This is a genomic window from Streptomyces sp. NPDC049970, from assembly GCF_040660235.1.
Classification (GTDB): Bacteria; Actinomycetota; Actinomycetes; order Streptomycetales; family Streptomycetaceae; genus Streptomyces.
On the sequence record NZ_JBFALP010000022.1, the window covers coordinates 20,397 to 35,819 of the forward strand.

The window sequence follows — 15,423 nt, forward strand, 5'->3', positions numbered from 1 at the left end:
GGGCAGGGTGGTTGGTGGAGGCTCCGTCGGCTATCGCCTTCTGGTGAAGCTGCCTGTGTCGGCTTCGATGAGGATGCCGAGTCTGACCAGGCGTTTCAGCTTGGCTCGGGTGCCTTCGATGTTCTTCGGTAGCAGTTCGTGGTCGAGGGCTTGGCATACGTCTTTGGCCCGCAGCGGCCCGGTCTCGTCGTTGAAGACGACGAGGATGCGGGGGTAGTCCGGGTGCTCGGGCAGGTCGGACGGGCCGACCGGGGTGGGGATCCGGTCGGCGAGGGCGGTGACGGTCTTCCGGGTGATCGCCAGGTGTTCGAGATGGGTCTCGGCCTCCCTCAGCCGGGACTGCAGTTCGGCGATCTGCGCGTTGAGGTCGTCGGTCAGGGCCCGGGCGGCGTCCTCCTGGATGCCGAGTGCGTCAAACAGGGGCTGGATGTTCACGTGGTCACCGCCTGCGGGTCGCGCCAGGTGGGAGCGTTCGTGCCGGTGAGCCGGCGGGCCATGACCTGGGTCATCGCCCAGTAGACGCGGGACGCGGAGGAGGCCGGCCGGTGCTCGTAATCGCGGACCAGACGCCGGTGCAATATCAGGATCCCGTAGGTCTGCTCGACCTTCCACCGCTTCGGCTGGGGGACGAAGCCCTTGTCCCGCGGGTTGCGTTCCACGATCTCGACATCGATACCCACGAGGGCGCCGTGCACGATGACCTGATTCTTGAAGCCCTGATCGACCAGAGCCTTCTCGACAGCGCCACCGGTGTTCTCGGCGACCTGGTCGAGCAGGGCGATGCCTGCCGCGTTGTCGTGCGTGTTCTCAGCGAAGATGGCGACGGCGATGACCAGGCCCAACACGTCCACGGCCAGGCCCCGCTTGCGGCCCGGCACCCGTTTCGCCGGGTCCAGACCGGTCGTGGGGGCGGGGACCCCGGCAGCCGCATGAACACTCTGTGTGTCCAGCACTACCAGGGTCGGGTCCTCTAATCGGCGGGCCGCTCACGGACCTGGCAGAGCAGAAGTTCGTGGATGACCTGGTCGGTCCCGTCGTCCCGCCAGGCGGCGAAGTAGTAGTACGTCGCGCTCTTCTGCGGCAGGTCGTGCGGGAGGTAGGCCCACTGGCAGCCGGTCCGGCCCTGGTAGAGGATCGCGTTCACGATCTCCCGCATCGCATAGGCGCCCTGGTGGCCACTGACCGAGCGGTGCCGGTCCTTCCACGCCGTGATCACCGGCTCGATCAACGACCACTGCTCGTCCGATAGGTCGCTCGGGTACGGCTTGCGTTCACTCACCCAGCAACCCCAACAGACCACCGGCCGTGGACCGGCGGATTCCACCCACGCCCACACCATCAGGTGATAGCAGAAGCACCTAAAGAGTCACGAACCGCCCTCTTAGTGGGCGGTTCGTGAATTGATGTCCATTTCCGGGTGGGGCTGGGGCAGGGCTGCTGGTCACGGCGCTCGGTCGGCTACTGCTTCCTGGTGAAGCTGCCGGCGTCGATCTCGGTGAGGACATCGAGCTTGACCAGGCGTTTCAGCTTGGCGCGGGTGCCCTCGATGTTCTTGGGCAGTAGTTCGTGGTCGAGGGCTTCGCAGACATCGCGAGCCCGGAGCTGGCCGGTGGCCTCGTTGAAGACGGCGAGGATGCGGGGGTAGTCCGGGTGCTCGGGCAGGTCGGGCGAGACCGGGTGGTTGGGGAGCCGTTCGCCCAGGGCGGTGACGGTCTTGCGGGTGATGGCCAGGTGTTCGAGGTGGGTCTCGGCTTCCCGCAGTCGAGTCTGCAGTTCGACGATCCGTGTGCGGAGGTCGTCGGCCAGGGCCCGGTCGGCGTCCTCCTGGATGCCGAGCGCGTCGAGGAGGGGCTGGATGTTCACGCGGTCACCGTCTGCGGGTCGCGCCAGGTGGGAGTGCTCGCGCCGGTGAGCCGGCGGGCCATGACCTGGGTCATCGCCCAGTAGACGCGGGACGCGGAGGAGGCCGAGCGGTGCTCGTAGTCGCGGACCAGGCGCCGGTGCAGTATCAGGATCCCGAAGGTCTGCTCGACCCTCCACCGCTTCGGCTGCGGGACGAACCCCTTGTCCTGCGGGTTGCGTTCGACGATCTCGACATCGATACCCACGAGGGCGCCGTGGGCGACCACGGCGGTCTTGAAGCCCTGGTCGACCAGCGCCTTCTCGACGGCGCCTCCGGCGTTCTCGGCGACCTGGTCGAGCAGGGCGATGCCCGCGGCGTTGTCATGCGCGCTCGCGGCGAGGACGATGACGGCGATGACCAGGCCCAGCACGTCCACGGCCAGCCCCCGCTTGCGGCCCGGCACCCGTTTCGCAGGATCCCGGCCGGTCGTCGAGGCGGGGACCCCGGCAGCCGCGTGGACACTCTGGGTGTCCAGCACCACCAGGGTCGGGTCCTCTAATCGGCTGGCCTGTTCACGGACCTGGCAGCGCAGGAGTTCATGGATGACCTGGTCAGTCCCGTCGTCGCGCCAGGCGGCGAAGTAGTAGTACGTCGCGCTCTTCGGCGGCAGGTCGTGGGGGAGGTAGGCCCACTGGCAGCCGGTCCGGCCCTGGTAGAGGATCGCGTTCACGATCTCCCGCATCGCATAGGCGCCCTGGTGGCCGCAGACCGAGCGGTGGCGGTCCTTCCAGGCTGTGATCACCGGCTCGATCAACGACCACTGCCCATCCGATAAGTCGCTCGGGTACGGCTTCCGTTCACTCACCCCGCCACCCCAGCAGACCACCGGCCGCGGACCAGCGGATTCCGCCCGCACCCACACCATCAGGCGACGACAGAAAAACTCAAAGAATCACGAACCGCCCTCTTAGGATGCCCTGGGACTGCATCGACCACCTGTAGGGGAACGCGTTGAAAGAGTTGGCCTGCGTCGCTCCTGAGGTCCGGGATCGACTCGTCGTTCGGTTCGGCGCTGATGTGCTCGGTTGGTGTGATGAGTTGCCGGCTCTCCTCAGTGAACTCGCTGCTCACTGGGATTTGGAACCTGTCGCGGCGAGTGGCGGAGGCACCTCGCGGGTGTTCCGCTGCTTGAGACGTGACACCGGCACCTCGGTGTGGCTGAAGCTCACGCCGGAGTCCGGGATTGCCCGTGAGGAGGCTGAAGCTCTGCGGGCCTGGGCGGGAACGCCGTCGGTTGTCACTCTTCTGGCAGAGGACCTCGCCGCCGGGGCCCTGCTGCTTGAGAATGTGGAACCGGGAGTGCCGGTGCGGCAGCTCACTTGGAGTTTGCTCGAGGTCGCGGCGCTGTTGCGGGATCTGCGGGTCCCTTCTCCCGCACCTGGAGAGCATTCGGTCCTCCGGCCCCTCTCACACCGGATCGATTTCGTGTTTGACTTGACCGACCGCAGGCTGGCTGCAGCTCGCGTGAACGGCCCAGTTGCCCCGACGGTGCTTAGTCAGGCCCGAGCGGCGGCCCTGGAACTTGCAGCCAGTGGACCCGTGGGGCTCGTTCATGGTGATCTCCATCCGGCCAACGTGCTGTCTGGTCCGGGCGCCCGCATGGTGGCGATCGATCCGAGACCGACGTGGGGCGATCCAGACTTCGACGCTGTGGACTGGATACTTGAAGGAGTCGCGGATCTAGCCATTTTGGAGCAGAGGATCGAGGAGCTGGCAGCATTGGTTCCTGCTCTGTCTCCTCAACGTGTGCTGGGGTGGTGCCAAGCCCTGAGCGTCCTCACTGCGGTCCCCAGAGTGTGCGCAGGTAGGGACGACGCGGAAACTCAGTTCCTCATGGCCCTGGCCGGCGGTTGATCCGCCTCTGACCGCGGCCCCCTGCTTAGCCGTTGCCATCGTGCATGAACGCGTGCGTGTCTGCGCAGGTCACTCGGCAAACGGCCGAATGTGGGAGCGGGCTCTCGCAGGGGCGCGGAGCTGTTCGGTTAGCTGCTCGAGTTCGGCCGCCATGGCAGCTGAGGGGTCGTTGAGTCCGCTGTGCACGGCCGTCGGGCTCTTCAGGAAGCGCCGGAGCGCGGCCACGAGGAGTCCTTGCGGCAGGGCCCGCAACGCGGCGAACGCGCGTGGTACCGGCGGTGTCTCCATCGCGGCAAGGTTCTGCCGCATGAGGTGGAGCATGTTGCGGACCGCGTCCGGGTCGTCGGCCAGCGCTACCGGGCCGCCCGCAGCGTGGGCCGCCTGTCCTAGAGGCACCTCGAATGCGGCGTGCGTCCTGAGCCAGGCGTCCATCTGCGGCTCGGCCTTGGCGTTGATCCCGGCAGTTCGGAACGTCCCCACAATCCGTTCCAGTCGCGGGGTGGTGCGGCCGTCGGGTTCGCCGATCGGCATCGCGACCCGACGGGTGAGGAAACTGCCCTTGCGGTAGCGGATCACGTCGCCGTCCATCGTGCCGCCCGTCACCGGGAAGCCGAGTAGCACCCGTTCGTGGCCGATCGCCGCGCCCAGCGTTTCCGGGCCGGCTGCCCAGTTGAGCAGGAACAGCACATCACCTTGGACGCCGGTGAGTGATTCCAGCACAGTGTCCACCTGGTGGGTGCGGACGAAGACGGTGATCAGGTCGTACTCGCTGCCCGGGTGCTCGATCACCGGTACCGGTACCCGCCGGACGGCTGGGCTGTCTTCCTCGGCGAGCTGCACGCCGTGCTGGCGTAGAGCGGTCAGGCGACCACCCCGGGCGAGGAGCGAGACGTCGTGGTCGGCCTCATGCATGCGGGCGGCGAACAGGCTGCCGCAAACCCCGGCGCCGTACACGAGCAGCTTCATGACAGCCTTCTTTCACCCGTTCGATTTAATCATACGTTCGTTTCATTCAAACATATGTAGAGTCCGTCGCGTGGCGACCTCAGACACCCGCACCCAGCTTCTCGACGCGGCCGAGCACCTCTTCGCCGAGCACGGATACCGCGGCGCCTCGGTCCGCGCGATCACGAAACTCGCCGGAGCGAACCTGGCCGCCGTCGGCTACCACTTCGGGTCGAAGGCGGAGCTGATGGCCGCGGTCGCCCGCCGCGTGATCGAGCCCATCAACGCGGCCCAGTGCGCAGGGCTAGACACATTGCTCGCCCGGACCCCCGACCCGCCGGTCGGCGAGCTGGTGGAGGCATTCGCGGGGCCTCTGTTCGACGAGATGTCGGCCGACGACGAGGGCGGCGCCCGGACGTCCCGGCTGATCGTGACGATCCTCAGCGACCCGGCCGAGGAGGCGCGCAGCTGGACCGGACCGGGCGAGGAAACGGTCCGTGAGCGCTACCTCGCAGCCTTCGCACGCGCACGGCCTGGCCTTTCCCCGGAGGAGCTGTGGTTCCGGATGCGGGGGATCCTTGCCGTGATGGCCGTCGACCGCCTCGAGGTCCACCAGCAGCCCTCCCCAGGCTGCACGCCCCCGGTAGCGGGCGAGGCGGCCCGGCAATGGGCGATCACGTTCCTGACGGCAGCGATGAGTGCGCCACCGACCCGGACCTGACGACCCGAGACAGACGCTGACGGCGCGGGTCAGGCGGCGTTCACCCTGTGGGCGAGGAGAGTGAGGCACTTGTCGTCGGCGTTCTTGTTCCGTCAGATGATGTAGCGGCGGAGCATGCTGCCCTGTTCCTTGTGGGTGGCGTGGTCGGTTCCGTCGAGGGCGAACTGACGCAGGGCCCTGAACTGGGCCTCCATGCGGTGGGCCAAGAGCTGTGAGTGCGGGTTTCACCCGATGTCTGCTTCGTTTGGTCTCGGTGTCACGCCAGTTGGGGGTGGTCTCGCGGGTGAGGCGGCGGGCCACGGGGTTGATAGCGGTCAGCTGGATCATTGGCGGCTGGATCGGTAGGGATGGGTGACCGCGCTTCATGGCGGCTACGGCGGTTACCTCAAGCGGTCAGGCCGGCGCTGGTCAGCCAGATGTGTTCGCACGTCGCCGAGGCATGGTGGAGCTGCTCGCGGGATTCCTGTGAGGCGTGGTAAAAGGTGCGCTCGATCATCCAGCACAGGGCACGTGCCATCGCCGGGGCCTGGTCCGGCGCGGTGCCCGCCTGGATCCCTGCACGTTCCAGGACGGCGGTGATGGCCGCGATGAACAGGTCAGCCGTGTGGTTCCACAGTTTGCCGACCTCAGGCACCGTCAATGAGAGGTCGATAGCCGTGCGCATGACCAGGCCGTGCTCGTTCCACAGCTCGACCGTGCGCTGCATGGCGGCCGTGACGGCCCGGCGCGGCTCCTCCGTCTGCGCGGTGGCCCGGGATCGTTCCCACAGGTGCTCCACGGTCCGGGCCACGAGTGCCGTGACCACTTCTTGCTTGGAACCGAAGTAGAAGTACAACGCGCCGCGGGTGATGCCGGCGCCCTGGGCGATGTCACCGACGGTCATGGCGTCGTATCCCTTGTCCGCCAATAGGGCCTCGCAGGTGTCGAGGATGGCCTGCTCCCGGAGGTCCCCCTTGCGTTCGGCGGCGCGACGACTCCGCGCGGGATGGTGACCGGGCATCACAGCTGCGCCCCGTCGGCGAAGTCGGTCGTACGGGAGAGTGCCTCCCATGCGCGGATGTCCTCGTCCACGGCCGTGCGCGCGGCGGTGACCAGTCGCAGCGCGTCCGAGCCCAGGACGAGGTGGGCCGGCGGGCGCTCGAGCGAAGCGATGTGCACGAGGGCGTCCCCGGCCTTGGCCGGATTGCCCAGCTGGTTGCCGCTGGCCTTCTGCCGCGCTTCGCGGATGGGGGTGAACAGCTCGTCGTAGTCGTCGACGGTCCGCGCGGCGCGTGTCATGGACCGTCCGGCCCAGTCGGTGCGGAAGGAGCCGGGTTCGATCGCCGTCACGTTGATGCCGAACTGCGCGACTTCCTTGCCCAGCGCCTCGAGGATGCCTTCGAGAGCGAACTTGCTGCCGCAGTAGGCGGACATGCCGGGCACGGCCATGAGTCCGCCCATGGAGGTGACGGCCATCAGGTGTCCGCGGCGACGTCGGCGCATGTGGGGCAGCGCCGCCTGCAGGGTGGCCACGGCCCCGAACACGTTGACCTCGAACTGCCGCCGCACCTCAGCCAGCGGGGTTTCCTCGAAGGTTCCTTCCAGGCCGTAGCCGGCGTTGGCGACGACGACATCCAAAGGGCCGACGCTCTGCTCCACCTCGGCGATCACGCCGAGGACGGCGTCGTCGTCCGTCACGTCCAGCAGACGACCGTGAGCGTTACCGGGCCTGAGTTCGTCGAAGGCCCGCAGGTCTTTCTCCGAGCGGACTGTGCCGGCGACGGTGTGACCTGCGGCCAGGGCGGCCTCGGCGAAGGCACGTCCGAGACCGGTGCTGACGCCGGTGATGAGCCAGTTCTGCTTCCGCACTGTTCCTCCAGAGGTCTTGCCGGGAGCCAGTTCGCTCCCTTGAACAAGAAGTCTACACAGTGTCGATTTTTATCGTTACTGCGTTGATTAAGCAGCCCTGCGGGAGCAGTTGGCGGCGCGGGGCGAGCACATCGCGGACCTTCAGCGGGCGCTGAAGGCGTTGATGCCGGCGCCGGAGCGGCCGGTGCTGGGTGAGGCGGGCGTAGTCCTCGGTGTCCTGGGCGGTGGCCTCGATGCGGGCGGCCTGCTCGCGGAGCTGGGCGGTGCGCAGTTCTGTCTCCGCGGCCTGGTGTTCCGCCGGGGTCTGCTGGCGGCGGTGTTCGGCGCGTTGGGCGGCGGTGCGCTCCGCTTCCTGCTCGCGGCGCTCCGCCTCGGCGGTGGTGCGCGCCGCCTCCTCGCGGATGCGTGCGGTGCGGAGCTCGCTTCGGCGGCCTGTTCCTGGGCCTGGGCGGCGTCGCGGCGGGCGGCGGCTTCCGCCGACTCCAGTGCGTCGGCCTCTGCGCGGGCTTGGCGCTCCGCCGCCGTCCTCTGGAGCTCCGCCCGGGTCCGGACCCGTTCACTGAGGGCCCGGCGCGTGCGGATCACCCCCGGACAGCGGGGTCGCTGGATCGCGGAGGTTTTGCACCATGAGCACGTCGGAGGATCTCCGGGCGGTGATCCTCATCTTCAGCTCTGCGGGGGCGGGCCAGAAGGCGCGCACAGCCGGATGTTGACGGTGAACGCGCCATACATCGGGTGGCGCACGCGGTCGACAGTGACGTTGTGCCGACAGGTCGCAAGGTTGGTCGGCCAGCAGGAGTCTCCGCAGATCACTCCGAGGTAGGCGGCGGGGAAGCTATCGCTGTACGCGCCGCCGCCAGGGTCGGTGGAGCACGGCGGCGGCTGGTTCATGTCCAGGGCGTGCCAGATAGCGGCGGCCCGTCGTCGCCCCCTACGAGTCCAGCAAGCCGGGCCCCGGGAACGTCATGGCTGCTCCCCCGGGGCCCCGCAGCATGTCCGACGCGCTCGGTCAGCTCCTCACACAAACGTCAGACACAGGGCTCCTAATACGAGAACTACTCCGCATCCCCTCAGAAGTACCACATGCTTTCCTGTCGGAGGGCCGGTCATAACGCGCCCCGGGAGGTTAGTCCCTCGCCCCCACCGGATAAGCAATCGCGGAACTGCCAAACACAGCACTCCAGAGTGCGAGCAGAACTACGACGACCGCTAACAGCCCTATGCCCATTTACTTTCCTTTCTACTTCGGAAGAAGGCTCGCCGAACCACCCAAGAGGCCGCCGGCTATTCCTCCGCCTAGGAGCTCGTAACACGATCTTGCTGAAGTGTGCTGGTGGGGCGTAACCGGTGTGACGATTCCGCCGTTCGTGAAGGTGTGGGTACTCGACCGTGGATCGTGGACGATGAGTTGTGGGCGTTGATCGAGCCGTTGCTGCCGCCGTGGCCGGAGCGGTCGCCGGGGCCGAGGCCGGTGTCGGACCGGCTCTGCCTCCAGGGCATCCTGTTCGTCCTCTACAACGACATAGCCTGGCAACTGCTCCCGCTGGAGCTGGGGTTCGGCTCGGGACAGACATGCTGGCGGCGGCTGGACCGGTGGCAGAAGGCAGGAGTTTTCGACCGGCTGCACCGGGTCCTGCTCGCCGAACTGAACGCGGCCGGCGAGCTCGACTGGTCACGTGCGTGTGTGGACGGTTCCCACATCCGCGCGAAAAAAGGGGCGCCGACACCGGTCCGTCGCCGGTCGACCGGCGGAAGACGGGCAGCAAACACCACCTGATCTGCGACGGACGCGGCATCCCGCTCAAGGTCATCACGACCGCGGCCAACGTCAACGACGTCACCCAGATCCTCGCCCTGGTCAATGGCATCCCGCCCGTCTCGGGCCGTCCAGGCCGCCCCCGCCGACGGCCCGACGCCCTGCTCGGCGACAAGGGCTACGACTCCAACCCCAACCGAGACGAGCTCCGTCACCGACGGATCCTGCCCGTCATCTCCCGCAAGGGCTCACCCAACATCAAAGGCCTGGGCAAGCTCCGCTACGTGGTGGAGCAGACCTTCGCCCTGCTCCACCACTTCAAACGCCTCGCCATCCGCTGGGACCGCCGCACCGAACTCCACGACGCCTTCATCTCCCTCGCCTGCAGCCTCATCTGCTGGAGACGACTCAAGAAGGCCCGATCATGATCGTGTTACGAGCTCTAAGGGCGTTTCCCCTCGCGCCACGGCAGACCGAAGGGCCCCGGGTAGTCCGCTCCCAAAGCCGCCATGTAGTGCCGCAGGTCCTCAAGCGACACCGCGCCTGTATCCAGACCCGCGAACCGCAGCCACCGCAGATGATCCACCAGCACATACGCGTACGTACGGTCCGTACCCGCCCGGCAAGAACGCAGGAACCCCGTCCGCCTCCGCCACAAGCATGCAGTCCGTGTCCACGACCGTGTAGGACACCCGACCGTCCCCGCGGACGATCTCCTGCACCCGTAATTCGCCCACCACCAACCGGCCATCCATCATGTGCCGTCCCCTCCGAACCGGGAACCGCCCCGTTGGCAGCACTCCTGCCCCGAGTCCACACCCCTCCCCCGCACCGGCGGACCACTTCACACGAACGTCCCACACACTTCGGTGATGGTTGGTAAAGTCCGTCACCCTCACACGCCAGAACGCCGCAGGCGCAACCTCGCTGCAGAAGTCAACGAGGACAGGCGTGACCCTCCGCCCGGTGCCCCATCCACACCGCCACATCGCATACCCGCAGAGCACTCACCGTCTCCGGCACCCCTGCGATCTGCCGCAGCGCGAGCAACTGACGGTGCACAGCGCCATCGTCCTCGCGCAGCGCGGCATGGAGGGCGAGCCAGAATGACGGTGGTCGGCCGACAGCGCAGCGGACGACGCGGTCGTAGACCGGGAGCAGCCGCGGGCGCTTGCGGGCCAGGAGCTTGCCCGCGATCACCCATCCGACATCGGGCTGGTCACGAAGGAGATGCCAGGCCTGATCCGCCGGCGAGCCATCGGCCAAGACATTTGCTGGGGCATCGGCCATGTCGATGTCCCTGGGGATGGCGTGCAGCAGACCGGACAGCTGCGCGCCGAGGCGGCCCTCCAGAATGTCCAGCGCGACAGGCGCCGGAACGGTCACTGACAAGGTCTGCACCGCGACCAGATCCTCCGCCGTGATCCGATCGGCGATCCCCGGCCGGTCTCCCCCGCCGGCCAGATGCTCGAACCGACTGCCGGTGAACGCCACCCCGCCGGGCGGCATGCCAATGCCGAAGTAGCGCCGCAGGTCACCGACGACACGCTCTGCACTCAGCAGCACGCGCAACCGCTGCCCCAACGGCGACAACGACGTTCCAGAGGAAGAGATCACACGAACCCATCCTGGCGAGCAGTGCCCTGAATCCCCCACCGCCCATCTCCGGCCGGAGGAGCGTGGAAGCTCCACACCTGGTGCAGGGTGCGGAGCCCAGCTCACTCAGCGGAAGGGACCGTCGGTCGCGAAGGCGCGGAAGGGACCGTCGGTCGCGAAGGCGTGGGCTGCAAAGCGCTTGCCCATTCGACGGTATGCGGCGGCGGTGGGGTGAAGGCCGTCGGCCAGGTCATCTGCCTCGTCCGGGCCAAGCAGCTCGCGTCCGTCGAGATAGTGGAGGTGGGGATCGGACGCCTGTCGTGCCGCAGCGATCCGGGCCAGCTCGGCACGGACCACTGCCAGCGACAATACCCCGCCGGCCACATCGGCCGGGTCGCCCAGGGCAGCGAGCCTGCCGTCCGGGCCGGTCGCGGCCGGACCGGGAGCCTCCTCCAGGGCCGGACAGCTCACCGGAGAGATCAACAGCAGCGGGGTGTCCGGGTGCCCATCCCGGATCGTGTCCAGAAACCCGTGTACCGCCGGGCCGAACGTCCGCAGCCGGAAGGCGGACAGGCTCACGATGTTGATGCCCACCTTGAGGCTGATCAGGTCGGCGGGCGTATCGCGGATCGTCCGGGCGACATAGGGATCCAGCAGCGCATTGCCCGCCTGGCTGAGGTTGATCACCTCCACCCCTCCGAGCGCAGCTGCCACCACCGGCCAGGTCCCGGTCGGGCCGTCGGCCTCGATGCAGTGGCTGATGGAACTGCCGTGGTGCACCCAGCGGCGCCGCCCGTCCGGCAGCGGTACCAGTACGTCACCGTCTGCGCGTAGGGCCACCAGTTCCGTTGGGGTCTGCTGTGGCAGCCACAACTCGACACCCTTCATGCCGGCCGGCAGCCCGGCGAACCGTACGGTTGCTGGCTCGCCCGGGACGAGTCGCTGTACGGCCCCGGGGCCCGCCATCCGCAGCACGTTGCCCACCGGCGCCTGCTGGCGCCCGGCCAAGGCGCCGTCCACCAGCAACTCCAGCATCCCGGTCGGGCGAGGGTGGGGGTCGGAATCGAGCTGGCCGGTGGAGGTAAGTACCTCGAACTCCAATGTGTGCGCATCGGTGCGGAACACCAGCCGCACCCCCGAGGGCATCACGGTCACCCCGTAGACCGACGGGTCCTGGTACTGCTCCTTGGTCCACGCGGGCAACCGGCGCGGCATCACCCCTGCCTGTGTGGTCTCCAGGTCCAGCGCGCCCCGTAACTCCACCGGCCCGCCCACGAGCGGGACCGCCCGCAGCGCCACCGTCACCGCTCCTGTCCCAGGTCAATGTGGTCCGGAGATGACATCGACCCGGTGTCTCCACGGCTCATCGGCGCCCGCCGAACTCCCAGTCGTGGACCTCGATGTCCGCGTACCGGTCCGCAGTCAGGACGGCTCGTGCCGTCTCCGGATCCGGGGCCCTGAGCAGCACCGCCGTACCCAGCCAGGTGTCGCCGTCGCCGGACAGCAACGGCCCGTACGCGACCAGCTCGTCCCGGTCGAACGGCAGGACAAGATCGGCGGCCGGACCCTCGCCGAGACCGAGCACCAGGTACCGGTTGCCACCGGTTGGGCCACCGGGGAAATCCCACATGGTGCGCCCCAGCACGTTGCGCCACCGGCGCAACAGCACATCCCGGTACGCGCCGGCCTGGTAGTTGGGCTCGTCGAAGGCGAACGCACGGGCAGCGGCGGGATCGGGCAGATCGACGATGTGCACGCTGCCGGTGGGTGTTTCACCATCATCAGCGAAGGTCGGGCCGCGAGCGATCAGCTCCTTCGCGTACCGGTCCATGTAGGACCAGTGCTCCTCCAGCAACTCCTCGCGTAACGCGAGAGAGCCGGGCCGATCACGGTGGTAGCAGAAGAACTCCATGACCACAGACCCTTCCCCACCAAGGGCACCATCTCAACTGGCTTTTGGCAAAGATGACCCCGCGCTCCAAACGAGGCAGCATTGGCGGGGAAGACAAGTCCGGGCACATCCCGTGCATACAGCTGGACTAACCGGGACCATCGCGACCGGCTCCGGCCCTACGGGCGCGTCGAGCGGCTTGTAGTGGTCCGGTTCGGCGCACCTCGGCCAGGGCTCGTCGGCCGGCCCTAGCCTGCGCCCCGCCTCCCGTTGCACCCCGTTCAGCCCGTCGGCGACAGGCCCGCCACATGCCGACGCTATCCGGGAGTTCGTATCCCCACAGCCTGTCCTATGACGGCACTCCGACCATGACGAACACGTACGGCACGTGGACTGCCAGATCAGCGACATGTCATACACGACGGCATTCGGTAAAACGGACGAGGCCCACGGAACCGCTGGTGATCTTGGCCGCCCGTGGGCGGCGATCCACGACAACGCCCGGATCCCGGCGGACTTCCGGCTCTACCTCACGGCGACCCCACGCATCCTCGCTGCGGCCAGCCCGCAGCGGGGCGCCGGCGGCCAGGAGGCGGAGATCGCGAGCATGGCCGACGACCCGGAGGGCACGTACGGCGCGTGGCTCGCGGAGCTCGGGCTGAGCGAGGCCATCGAGCGGGAGATCCTCGCCGGGTTCGAGATCGACGTACTGGAGATCCGCGATCCCTCGCCGGTTCTCGGGGAGTCGGAGGAGGCGCGGCGGGGCCGGCGCCTGGCCCTGTTGCAGACCGCGCTCCTGGAGCACGCGGCGGCGTACAGCCTCCGTACGGTCATGACGTTCCACCAGAAGATGGAGGAGGCCGCCGCGTTCGCGGAAAAGCTGCCGGAGACCGCTGCCGAGCTGTACGTCAACGACGCGTCCGACGCCGACCTGGCCGCCGCTGACAAGCTGCCGAAGTCGTCGATCGACGCGGAGTTCTACGAGCTGGAAGCCGGCCGCCACGTACCCCCAGACCGCGTGTGGTCGGCGTGGCTGTGCGGCGACCACCTCGTCAGTGAGCGGCGCGAGGCTCTGCGGCAGTTCGCCAACGGCATCGACGCGGCCGGGCGCCGGGTGCACCGGGCGTTCCTCGCCAGCGTTCGCGTCCTCGGGGAGGGCGTGGACATCACCGGCGAGCGGGGCGTGGAGGCCGTGTGCTTCGCGGACACCCGCGGATCGCAGGTGGAGATCGTGCAGAACATCGGCCGGGCGCTGAGGCTCAACAAGGACGGCTCCACCAAGGTCGCCAGGATCATCGTGCCGGTGTTCCTGGAGCCCGGCGAGGACCCCACCGACATGGTCGCCAGCGCCAGTTTCCGCCCCCTTGTAGCGGTCCTCCAGGGGATCCGCTCTCATGATGATCGACTTGTTGAGCAGCTCGCTTCCCGGGCGCTCACGAGCGGCAAGCGCAAGGTACACGTCCGGCGCGATGAAGACGGGAGGATCGCCGGGGTTGGTGGTGAGGGTGACGGCGGGACCAGGAGCACGACGACGACACGCAGGCCGCCGCCGAAGCGGCCCTGCTCCACTTCTCCAGCCCGCGCGACGCGGCGACCATCGCGGCGTTCCTGCGGACCCGGGTCTACCGGCCGGAGTCCCTGGTCTGGCTGGAGGGCTATCAGGCGCTGATCCGCTGGCGGACGGAGAACGAGATCATCGGCGTCCACGCCGTGCCTTACGACGTCGAGGTCGAGGTCGGCGTCACGAAGGATTTTCCGCTTGGCAGGTGGGTGCACCAACAGCGGAAGGCGCTGCGGGCCGGGGAGCTGGAGGAACGACGCAAGACGCTGCTGGACGCGCCAGAAGCCGGGATGCTCTGGGAGCCAGGCGAGGAAGCCTGGGAGGCCAAGCTCGCCGCACTCCGGTCCTACCGGCGGGCCACCGGGCACCTCGCGCCGCGTCAGGACGCGGTGTGGGGCGAGGGTCAGGCGATGATGCCGGTCGGGCAGCACATGGCGAACCTGCGCCGGAAGGGCGGCCTGGGCAAGGACCCGCAGCGGGCTGTCGCACGCGCGCAGCAGCTGACGGAGATCGACCCGGACTGGGACTGCCCGTGGCCGCTGAACTGGCAACGGCACTACCGGGTCCTCGCCGACCTGGTCGACGCCGACGGCGTCCTGCCGGCCATCGAACCCGGGGTGCTGTTCGAGGGCGACGACCTGGGCAAGTGGCTCCGGAGGCAGAAGAATCCGGGCACCTGGGGGCAGCTGGCGACCGAGCAGCAACAGCGGCTGTCGACGCTGGGCGTACAACCCGACCAGGCACCGTCTCCCGCCCCGGCAACCACGCGTGCGACGAAGGGCCCGAGCAAGGCGCAGCAGGCGTTCCAGCGCGGCCTGGCAGCCCTCACGCAGTGGGTCGCACGGGAAGGCGCCGACCGGCCGGTACCTCGCGGGCACAGCGAGATCATCGTGGTCGACGGCGAGGCGGAGCCGGCGGTCGTGAAGCTGGGCGTATGGATCTCGAACACCAAATCCAGAAGGGACCGGCTGGACACCGACCAGCTCGCCGCCCTCGCGAAACTGGGCATGGACTGGGCCGGACCGCCACCGGCTATCGAGGCCGCCCCCGCGCGACTCGCCCTGCAGCCCGCACCGCCGACAGGCCCGCCACAGCGAACCCACCACGACGAACGCGACAAGGCGTCCTACGAAGGCGGCACGTGCACCTGCGACCTCATCGAGGAGTACCGGACCGCCCTCCGAACGCGACGACTACTGAGCCGAGCGCCCGGCCGCTGTCCTTCGGCGGGAGATGAGCGGGCGGACCGGGTTAGCCGAGCTGCGCCGTGACGTCGGCAGCGGTGGCGTGAGGGTCGTAATCCTGGCCATGGCAACGCCTGCACTCGAAATGGAGCGGGGGCAACAAC

13 protein-coding genes and 2 pseudogenes are annotated in these 15,423 nt (G+C 68.4%); 4 read left to right on the plus strand and 11 right to left on the minus strand.

Annotated features, from left to right (window positions below; genetic code table 11):
* Positions 1 to 30: 30 nt before the first annotated feature.
* The 4 genes and pseudogenes from AB0I83_RS27775 to AB0I83_RS27790 all read right to left on the minus strand — a co-directional run bounded on the left by AB0I83_RS27775 (position 31) and on the right by AB0I83_RS27790 (position 2,708).
* Positions 31 to 435, minus strand: a complete 405-nt coding sequence (locus tag AB0I83_RS27775; protein WP_363306572.1) for a hypothetical protein — start codon at positions 433 to 435, stop codon at positions 31 to 33.
* A pseudogene (locus AB0I83_RS27780) lies at positions 432 to 1,279 on the minus strand (IS5 family transposase). The gene AB0I83_RS27775 and the pseudogene AB0I83_RS27780 overlap by 4 nt, the downstream one beginning before the upstream one ends.
* A 179-nt stretch (positions 1,280 to 1,458) precedes the next feature.
* Positions 1,459 to 1,863 (minus strand): hypothetical protein, encoded by a 405-nt coding sequence (locus tag AB0I83_RS27785; protein WP_363306573.1) that lies wholly within the window; start codon positions 1,861 to 1,863, stop codon positions 1,459 to 1,461.
* Complete coding sequence (locus AB0I83_RS27790; protein ID WP_363306574.1) at positions 1,860 to 2,708, minus strand: IS5 family transposase; 849 nt, start codon at positions 2,706 to 2,708, stop codon at positions 1,860 to 1,862. Before AB0I83_RS27790 ends, AB0I83_RS27785 begins: the two co-directional genes overlap by 4 nt.
* A gap of 146 nt (positions 2,709 to 2,854) precedes the next feature.
* On the opposite strand from AB0I83_RS27790, the gene AB0I83_RS27795 reads away from it, so the two are divergent.
* Positions 2,855 to 3,757 carry an aminoglycoside phosphotransferase family protein gene (locus AB0I83_RS27795; protein WP_363306575.1) on the plus strand — a complete coding sequence of 301 codons (903 nt, stop codon included), beginning with the start codon at positions 2,855 to 2,857 and terminating at the stop codon, positions 3,755 to 3,757.
* A 69-nt stretch (positions 3,758 to 3,826) separates the two neighbouring features.
* Here AB0I83_RS27795 and AB0I83_RS27800 read toward each other — a convergent pair whose 3' ends face one another.
* Positions 3,827 to 4,723 (minus strand): 2-dehydropantoate 2-reductase N-terminal domain-containing protein, encoded by an 897-nt coding sequence (locus AB0I83_RS27800; RefSeq protein WP_363306576.1) that lies wholly within the window; start codon positions 4,721 to 4,723, stop codon positions 3,827 to 3,829.
* Between the two features lie 70 nt (positions 4,724 to 4,793).
* Here AB0I83_RS27800 and AB0I83_RS27805 point away from each other — a divergent pair, with 70 nt between their 5' ends.
* Positions 4,794 to 5,423 carry a TetR/AcrR family transcriptional regulator gene (locus AB0I83_RS27805; RefSeq protein WP_363306577.1) on the plus strand — a complete coding sequence of 210 codons (630 nt, stop codon included), beginning with the start codon at positions 4,794 to 4,796 and terminating at the stop codon, positions 5,421 to 5,423.
* Between the two features lie 385 nt (positions 5,424 to 5,808).
* On the opposite strand, the gene AB0I83_RS27810 is transcribed toward AB0I83_RS27805, so the two are convergent.
* The 3 genes from AB0I83_RS27810 to AB0I83_RS27820 all read right to left on the minus strand — a co-directional run bounded on the left by AB0I83_RS27810 (position 5,809) and on the right by AB0I83_RS27820 (position 7,935).
* Positions 5,809 to 6,423 carry a TetR/AcrR family transcriptional regulator gene (locus AB0I83_RS27810; protein WP_363306578.1) on the minus strand — a complete coding sequence of 205 codons (615 nt, stop codon included), beginning with the start codon at positions 6,421 to 6,423 and terminating at the stop codon, positions 5,809 to 5,811.
* Entirely contained in the window at positions 6,423 to 7,271 is an 849-nt protein-coding gene (locus AB0I83_RS27815) for an oxidoreductase (protein WP_363306579.1), read from the minus strand. Before AB0I83_RS27815 ends, AB0I83_RS27810 begins: the two co-directional genes overlap by 1 nt.
* A 556-nt stretch (positions 7,272 to 7,827) precedes the next feature.
* Positions 7,828 to 7,935, minus strand: a complete 108-nt coding sequence (locus AB0I83_RS27820) for a hypothetical protein (RefSeq protein ID WP_363306630.1) — start codon at positions 7,933 to 7,935, stop codon at positions 7,828 to 7,830.
* A gap of 711 nt (positions 7,936 to 8,646) precedes the next feature.
* Between AB0I83_RS27820 and AB0I83_RS27825 the strand changes: the two genes are divergently transcribed.
* Positions 8,647 to 9,455, plus strand: a protein-coding gene (locus AB0I83_RS27825; protein WP_363306580.1) for an IS5 family transposase whose coding sequence is annotated in 2 segments (ribosomal slippage) — positions 8,647 to 8,964 and positions 8,967 to 9,455 — 807 coding nt in all. Because the reading frame shifts where the segments join, the coding sequence is not laid out codon by codon here.
* A gap of 508 nt (positions 9,456 to 9,963) precedes the next feature.
* Here AB0I83_RS27825 and AB0I83_RS27830 read toward each other — a convergent pair.
* The 3 genes from AB0I83_RS27830 to AB0I83_RS27840 all read right to left on the minus strand — a co-directional run bounded on the left by AB0I83_RS27830 (position 9,964) and on the right by AB0I83_RS27840 (position 12,535).
* Entirely contained in the window at positions 9,964 to 10,644 is a 681-nt protein-coding gene (locus tag AB0I83_RS27830) for a DUF6308 family protein (RefSeq protein WP_363306581.1), read from the minus strand.
* 105 nt (positions 10,645 to 10,749) lie between these two features.
* A complete protein-coding gene (locus AB0I83_RS27835; RefSeq protein ID WP_363306582.1) occupies positions 10,750 to 11,928 on the minus strand; it encodes a GDSL-type esterase/lipase family protein in 1,179 nt (392 codons plus the stop codon).
* A 58-nt stretch (positions 11,929 to 11,986) separates the two neighbouring features.
* Complete coding sequence (locus AB0I83_RS27840) at positions 11,987 to 12,535, minus strand: YciI family protein (RefSeq protein WP_363306583.1); 549 nt, start codon at positions 12,533 to 12,535, stop codon at positions 11,987 to 11,989.
* A 388-nt stretch (positions 12,536 to 12,923) separates the two neighbouring features.
* On the opposite strand from AB0I83_RS27840, the pseudogene AB0I83_RS27845 reads away from it, so the two are divergent.
* Positions 12,924 to 15,094, plus strand: a pseudogene (locus tag AB0I83_RS27845) (Helicase associated domain protein); the annotation flags it as partial.
* Positions 15,095 to 15,423 lie beyond the last annotated feature (329 nt).

Excerpts from the sequence above, each read along its gene's own strand:
- AB0I83_RS27800 (WP_363306576.1), bottom strand. The coding sequence starts at position 4,723 with ATGAAGCTGCTCGTGTACGGCGCCGGGGTTTGCGGCAGCCTGTTCGCC.
- AB0I83_RS27820 (WP_363306630.1), bottom strand. The coding sequence starts at position 7,935 with ATGAGGATCACCGCCCGGAGATCCTCCGACGTGCTCATGGTGCAAAAC.
- AB0I83_RS27840 (WP_363306583.1), bottom strand. The coding sequence starts at position 12,535 with ATGGAGTTCTTCTGCTACCACCGTGATCGGCCCGGCTCTCTCGCGTTA.
- AB0I83_RS27810 (WP_363306578.1), bottom strand. The coding sequence starts at position 6,423 with ATGCCCGGTCACCATCCCGCGCGGAGTCGTCGCGCCGCCGAACGCAAG.